Here is a 6,787-nt window from a genome sequence, read left to right on the forward strand (position 1 = left end):
GGAGCCAGCTGTAATAGTGCCGCTCCAGGTCCCACAGGTGCATGTGCGGGTCGATGATCGGGCCGAGATAGGCCATCACTTCCGCTCCCTTAGAAGGTCGTGCGGCCGCCGGAGGTGTCGAAGGTGGCGCCGGTGGTGAAGCTGCACTCTTCGCTGGCCATGAAGCAGACCATGGCCGCGCTCTCGTGGATCTCGCCCAGGCGGCCCATCGGGATCTTGCCGCGCATGTAGTCGACCTGGCTCTGGGGCAGTTGCTCCAGGATCGGGCTCTCGAACGTGGCGGGGGTCAGGCTGTTGGCGATCACGCCCTTGGTGGCCAGTTCCTTGCCCAGCGACTTGGTCAGGCCGATCACGCCCGCCTTCGACGCCGAATAGGCGCTGGCGTTGGGATTGCCTTCCTTGCCGGCCACCGAGGCGACGTTGACGATCCGGCCGTAGCCGCCGGCGATCATGAACGGCGCGACTTCGCGGCAGCAGTAGAACAGGCCGTTGAGATTGATGTCGATCACCCGTCGCCAGCTGTCGAGCGGATACTCGTGGACCGGAGCGGTGGCGCCGGTGATGCCGGCCGAGGCCACCAGGATGTCGATCCGGCCGCCCAGGGCCTGGTTGGCGTCAGCGGCGGCGGCGGCGACAGCCGCCTGGTCCGAGACGTCCAGGGCGACGACGTGCTTGGCGCCCACCTCGGCGGCGGTCGCCTTCAGGCCGTCGGCGTCGAGGTCCCACAGCGAGACCTGGCCGCCTTCGGCGACGATGCGCGCGGCCACGGCCTTGCCCAGGCCCGAGGCCCCGCCGGTGATCACGGCGGTGCGGCCGGCGAAACGGTTGGCGTAGGGCGTGCTCACGCGACGCCGTCCTTGGACCAGGCCACGACGATCTGGCGTTGCTCGCCCAGCTTCTCGATGCCCAGGCGGATCTGGTCGCCGGCCTTCAGATAGACGGGCTCGGGCTTCTGGCCCATGCCGACGCCGGGCGGGGTGCCGGTGGTGATCAGGTCGCCCGGCTCCAGCGTCATGAACTCGCTGATGTAGGAGACCAGCTTGCTGATCGGGAAGATCATGGTCTTGGACGAGCCGTCCTGTTTGCGCTGGCCGTTGATGTCCAGCCACATGGAGAGGTTCTGCGGGTCGCCCACTTCGTCGGACGTGACCATCCAGGGGCCGACCGGACCGAAGGTGTCGCAGCCCTTGCCCTTGTCCCAGGTGCCGCCGCGCTCGATCTGGAAGGCGCGCTCGGAGACGTCGTTGATCAGCACGTAGCCGGCGACGTGGTCCAGGGCCTCGGCCTCGGTGACGTAGGAAGCGCGCGAGCCGATCACGACGCCCAGCTCGACTTCCCAGTCGGTCTTCAGCGAGCCGCGCGGGATCATCACCGGATCGTTCGGGCCAGTCAGGCAGCTGACGGCCTTGGTGAACAGCACCGGCTCTTCGGGGATCGGCAGGTTCGACTCGGCGGCGTGGTCGGCGAAGTTCAGGCCGACGGCGATGAACTTGCTGACGCCGTTCACCGGCACGCCGTAACGGGGCGAGCCCTCGACCAGCGGCAGGGTGGCGGGATCGATGGCGGCCAGCTTCTTCAAGCTGGCGGGCGACAGTTCGGCGCCGGTGATGTCGGCGACGACGCCCGACAGGTCGCGGATCTTGCCTTCGGCGTCGAGGAGGCCGGGCTTTTCGGTGCCGCGGGGGCCGTAACGGAGCAGTTTCATGGGGTCACGCTTTCGGGGGAGTTAGCGGGCGTAGGGCCGGTGCAGACCGACCTCGCGATTGAGTTCGACGCCGAAGCCGGGGGCGTCGGAGAGTTTCAACTTGCCGTTCACCGGCACGGGCTCGCCGATCAGCTGCGGGTGGAACATCGGCACCACCTCGTCGGCCTTCGGGGCCATCATCAGGAACTCGGCGAACGGGCTGTTATGGCGGGTGGTGACGAAGTGGTAGCTGTAGACGCTGGAGCCGTGCGGGATGCACATCACGCCCCGGCTGTCGGCCAGGTTGGAGATCTTCACCAGCTCGGTCATGCCGCCGCACCAGCCGACGTCGGGCTGGATGATGTCGCAGCACTCCATCTCCAGCAGCATGCGGAAGCCCCAGCGGGTGGCCTCGTGCTCGCCGGTGGTGACCAGCATCCCCTTGGGAGCGTTCTTCTTCAGGTCGCGATAGCCCCAGTAGTCGTCGGGGCTGAGGGCTTCCTCGATCCACTTGAGGCCATATTCGTGGGCCTTGTGGGCCAGCTTGACGGCGTAGTTCAGGTCCAGCGCCATCCAGCAGTCGAACATCAGCCAGAAGTCCTCGCCCGTGCGCTCGCGCATGGTGGCCAGTTCTTCGATGTTCTTGCGCAGGCCTTCCTCGCCWTCGGCCGGGCCGTGGTGCAGGGGCATCTTGCCGCCGATGAAGCCCATCTTCTGGGCCAGGTCGGGGCGGGCGCCGGTGGCGTAGAAGGTCAGCTCGTCGCGGACCTTGCCGCCCAGCAGGTGATAGACCGGCTCCTGGCGCAGCTTGCCCAGCAGGTCCCACAGCGCCAGGTCGACGCCGGACAGGGCGTTCACGACCAGGCCCTTGCGGCCGTAGTACTGGGTGGAGAAGTACATCTGATCCCAGATCTTCTCGATCTCGGCGGGATCACGGCCTTCCAGGAAGCGGGCCAGGTGCTTTTCGACGATGTAGGCGGCGGGCTCGCCGCCGGTGGTCACCGCGAAGCCGATCGTGCCGTTGGCGGCCTCGATCTCGACGACCAGGGTGCCCAGCACGTTGATGCCGAAGCTCTGGCGGCTCTGGCGATATTCGGGATAGCGCGACATCGGGGTGGCGATGTGGTCGTCGATCCAGTGGCCTTCGCCCTGGTCGTGATAATCGGCTCCACCGCCGCGCACGACATAGGCGCGAACCGCCTTGATAAGGGGAAACGGCATGGGAAAAACCAGCTCCAGCCCGACACTTCCTAAGAGGAAGCGATCAACTTAAAGAAAGAGAAGGGCTTATCGCGAGGCAAAGGCCTTCGACATGCTTGGCGAAACCTTGAGCGGTCGCGCCTACCTCCCCGGGACGTCCTATGACACGGTGGCGCGCCCTGACTTTCGGTGACCGGATCGTCGCCTTCGCCGCTTGCGCTAGGTACCATATTATGAGAGAGAGTGCTACAAAATGAAACGTGACGCGTCAAGGGGAGCCTCAGCGGTGGCCAAGGATGACAGTGCCGGCGCTAAGTCGCCCAGCGGCAGCCAGACGCTGTTCCGGGGGCTGGACCTGCTGGACGTGGTCGCGGACTCCGGCACCATCGRCCTGCCCGCCCTGGCCCAGCGCCTGGGCCTGACCCGCAGCACGACTCACCGCCTGGCGACCGCCCTGGTCGAGCGCCGGCTGCTGGCCCAGACCCCGCGCGAAGGCTACAGCCTGGGCTCCAAGCTCCTGGAATTGGGCTATCTGGCCGGCCAGCAGATGGACCTGCCGCGCATCGCCCGCCCGCATCTCGAGCGCCTTTGGGAAGAGCTGGAAGACACCGTCCACCTGGGTGTGATGGAAGACGACCGCGCCCACTATCTGGACAAGCTCACAGGGCGTAGGCGGATCAACATCAGCTCGCGCGTCGGCGACCGCCAGCCGATCCGCTCGACCGGCCTGGGCAAGGCCCTGGTGCTGGACGAGACCGAGGAGCGTTGGCAGGAGCTCTATCGCAAGGAAGGTCCGCGCTCGGAGCACGGTCCGGACGAAGAGCAGTGGATCGCCTGGATGCGCGACTACGCCAAGCGCGGCGTGGCCTACGACCTTGAAGAGAACGAAGACCGCATCCGCTGCGTCGCCGCCCCGATCCGCGGACCCAGCGGCGCGATCGTCGCGGCCATCAGCGTCTCGGGCGCGGCCCAGTACATGGACGACGCGCGCATGGCCGACCTGACCGAGACCGTGCGCCAGTGCGCCAACGCCATCGGCGTCGAGCTGGGATGGAACGAGAAGAGGACGGCCGCGAAACGCTAGGCCGCTCACAAGTACATAGTGGAGGAACGATGCTTCTGAAGGACAAGGTGGTGCTGGTGACCGGCGCCTCGGGCGGGATCGGCAAGGCCGCGGCCATCGGCTGCGCCCAGCACGGCGCCGACGTGGCGATCAACTACCATTCCGATGAAGCGGGCGCGGCCGACGCCGTCGCCCAGATCGAGGCCCTGGGCCGCCGCGCCATCGCCGTGAAGGGCGACGTGGCCGATGTGGCCACCGCGGCGGGCTTCGTCGATGCGGCCGTCGCCGCGTTCGGCAAGGTCGACGTCTTCGTCAACAACGCCGGCATCTGCCCCTTCCACGCCTTCCTCGACATGCCGCCCGAGGTCATGGAGCGGACGATGAAGGTCAACCTGTTCGGCGCCTATTACATGGTGCAGGCGGCGGCCAACCAGATGGTCAAGCAAGGCAACGGCGGGGCGATCATCGCCGTCAGCTCGATCAGCGCCCTGGTCGGCGGCGGCATGCAAACCCACTACACCCCGACCAAGGCCGGCGTGCACAGCCTCATGCAATCGACCGCCATCGCGCTCGGCAAGTACGGCATCCGCTGCAACTCGGTGCTGCCGGGCACCATCGAGACGGCGATCAACAAGGAAGACCTGGCCGACGTCGCCAAGCGCGAATACATGGCCGGCCGCATCCCGCTGGGCCGCCTGGGCGAGCCCGACGACCTGGCCGGGCCGATCGTCTTCCTGGCCTCGGACCTGGCCAAGTACGTGACCGGCGCGGCCCTGCTGGTCGACGGCGGCGCGTTCGTGAACCTGCAGTAGTTACGTGATCGTCTCGTCCACCACGGACTTTCGGGAAGCGGCGCGGCGCAAGCTGCCCCGCTTCCTGTTCGACTATATCGACGGCGGCGCCTATGCCGAGCGCACCCTGGGCCGCAACGTCTCGGACCTGGCCGACCTGAGCCTGCGCCAGCGGGTGCTGAAGGACGTCTCCAAGGTCGACACCTCGACCACCCTGTTCGGCCACTACCAGGCCCTGCCGGTCGCCCTGGCCCCGGTGGGGTTGACGGGCATGTACGCGCGGCGCGGCGAGTGCCAGGCGGCCAAGGCCGCCGCCGCCAAGGGCGTGCCGTTCTGCCTGTCGACCGTCTCGGTCTGCGACGTCAACGAGGTGTCCAAGGCCAGCCCCGCGCCGATCTGGTTCCAGCTCTACGTGCTGCGCGACCGCGCCTTCATGCGCGACCTGTTGGCCAAGGCGGCGGACGCGGGCGCTACGGCCCTGGTCTTCACCGTCGACATGCCCGTGCCCGGCGCCCGCTATCGCGACGCCCATTCCGGCATGAGCGGCCCCAACGCCGCCATGCGCCGGCTGGTCCAGGCGGCGTTCAAGCCGTCTTGGGCCTGGGACGTCGGCGTGATGGGCCGGCCCCACACCCTGGGCAACGTCGCCCCCGTGCTGGGCGCCAATTCGGGCCTGGAAGATTTCATGGGCTGGCTGGGGGCAAATTTCGATCCCTCGATCCAGTGGAAGGATCTCGACTGGATCCGCGACCAGTGGAAAGGCCCGCTGATCATCAAGGGCGTGCTCGATCCCGAGGACGCCAAGGCCGCCGCCGACATCGGCGCCGACGGCATCGTGGTCTCAAACCACGGCGGCCGGCAGCTGGACGGGGTGGTGTCCTCGGCTCGGGCCTTGCCGCCCATCGCCGAAGCGGTGGGCGACCGCCTGACCGTGCTGGCCGACGGCGGCGTGCGCTCCGGGCTAGACGTGGTGCGGATGCTGGCCCTGGGCGCCAAGGGCGTGCTGCTGGGCCGGRCCTGGGTCTACGCCCTCGCGGCGCGCGGCGGGCCGGGCGTCAGCCAACTGCTGGACCTGATCGAGAAGGAGATGCGCGTGGCCATGGCCTTGACCGGCGTCAACACCCTGGATCAGATCGACCGCTCCATCCTGGCCAAGGTCGAGCGATGAGCCTGGCGTCGCTGCTCGCGGCCCTGGCGCTGGCGCAGGCCGCGCCGGGCGCGCCCTCGCCGGATCTGACCGCCGTGCCGCCGCCGCCGCCGATGGCCGCGCCGGTCGCCCGCATCCTGATCGCCAGCGACTCCACCGCCGCCAACTACGGCGCCTCGGCCTATCCGCAGATGGGCTGGGGCATGGTGCTGAAGTGCTCGCTGGATCCCCGCGTCGAGGTGGTGAACCTGGCGCGCGGCGGCCGCTCGACCAAGACCTTCATCGAGGAGGGGCTGTGGACGGGCCTGCTGGAGAAGCTCAAGCCCGGCGACACGGTGATGATCGCCTTCGGCCACAACGACGCCGACCGGGTGAAGATCGTCCGCTTCACCGATCCCAAGGGCGCCTATACCGACAACCTGACCCGCTTCGTCGCCGACGTCCGGGCGGCGGGCGGCCAACCGGTGCTGATGACGCCGATCGCCAAGCACGTGTTCCTCGATGACAAGATCCAGGAAACCCACGGCGCCTACGCCCAGGCGGTCCGGGACGTCGCCAAGGCCACGGCGACGCCGTTGATCGACCTGGACGCCGACATGATGGGCGCGCAGCAGGCGCGGGGCGAGGCGGGGTCGCGCGGCTTCTACCTGATCTACACGCCGCAGGACGGCGTCGCCCGCTACCCCCAGGGGATCAGCGACACCACGCACATCAACGAGGGCGGAGCGCGCCTGGCGGCTTCGCTGGTGGCGGGACGGCTGGCGTTCCTGAACCTGCCGGTCTCGGCCTATGTGCATCCGACATCGACCGGCGCCCAGCCGACCCTCGGCGGCCCGCGCTGCGTGGGCCGTTAGCCCTCTCTTCAAGCAAAAGAAAAGCGGAGCACCTGGAAGGTGCTCCGC

The 6,787-nt window shown here is 68.2% G+C and carries 7 protein-coding genes; 4 read left to right on the forward strand and 3 right to left on the reverse strand.

The annotated features are described in order from the left end of the window. Positions 1-89 precede the first annotated feature (89 nt). Genes AC1DZ6_RS15765 through rhmD form a run of 3 tightly spaced genes read right to left on the reverse strand, consistent with a single transcriptional unit; the run spans position 90 to position 2,905 of the window. Positions 90-845: an SDR family NAD(P)-dependent oxidoreductase gene (locus AC1DZ6_RS15765; protein WP_477098103.1), complete on the reverse strand. Its 756-nt coding sequence runs from the start codon at positions 843-845 to the stop codon at positions 90-92. Beyond that, positions 842-1,705 (reverse strand): 2,4-didehydro-3-deoxy-L-rhamnonate hydrolase, encoded by an 864-nt coding sequence (locus tag AC1DZ6_RS15770; RefSeq protein ID WP_477098104.1) that lies wholly within the window; start codon positions 1,703-1,705, stop codon positions 842-844. Before AC1DZ6_RS15770 ends, AC1DZ6_RS15765 begins: the two co-directional genes overlap by 4 nt. Before the next feature lie 21 nt (positions 1,706-1,726). Beyond that, positions 1,727-2,905, reverse strand: a complete 1,179-nt coding sequence (gene rhmD / locus AC1DZ6_RS15775; protein WP_477098105.1) for an L-rhamnonate dehydratase — start codon at positions 2,903-2,905, stop codon at positions 1,727-1,729. 232 nt (positions 2,906-3,137) lie between these two features. On the opposite strand from rhmD, the gene AC1DZ6_RS15780 reads away from it, so the two are divergent. From AC1DZ6_RS15780 to AC1DZ6_RS15795, 4 genes are read left to right on the forward strand one after another with little or no spacing between them, the layout of a single operon-like run. Beyond that, positions 3,138-3,968 (forward strand): IclR family transcriptional regulator, encoded by an 831-nt coding sequence (locus AC1DZ6_RS15780; RefSeq protein ID WP_477098106.1) that lies wholly within the window; start codon positions 3,138-3,140, stop codon positions 3,966-3,968. A gap of 29 nt (positions 3,969-3,997) precedes the next feature. Then, positions 3,998-4,759 (forward strand): SDR family NAD(P)-dependent oxidoreductase, encoded by a 762-nt coding sequence (locus AC1DZ6_RS15785; protein ID WP_477098107.1) that lies wholly within the window; start codon positions 3,998-4,000, stop codon positions 4,757-4,759. Positions 4,760-4,763: 4 nt separating this feature from the next. Next, positions 4,764-5,906, forward strand: coding sequence for an FMN-dependent L-lactate dehydrogenase LldD (gene lldD, locus AC1DZ6_RS15790; protein ID WP_477098108.1), 1,143 nt, complete (start codon positions 4,764-4,766; stop codon positions 5,904-5,906). After that, positions 5,903-6,739, forward strand: a complete 837-nt coding sequence (locus tag AC1DZ6_RS15795) for a rhamnogalacturonan acetylesterase (protein WP_477098109.1) — start codon at positions 5,903-5,905, stop codon at positions 6,737-6,739. Before lldD ends, AC1DZ6_RS15795 begins: the two co-directional genes overlap by 4 nt. The last annotated feature ends 48 nt before the right edge of the window (positions 6,740-6,787 follow it).

This window comes from Caulobacter sp. P1_B12_2 (assembly GCF_056406675.1).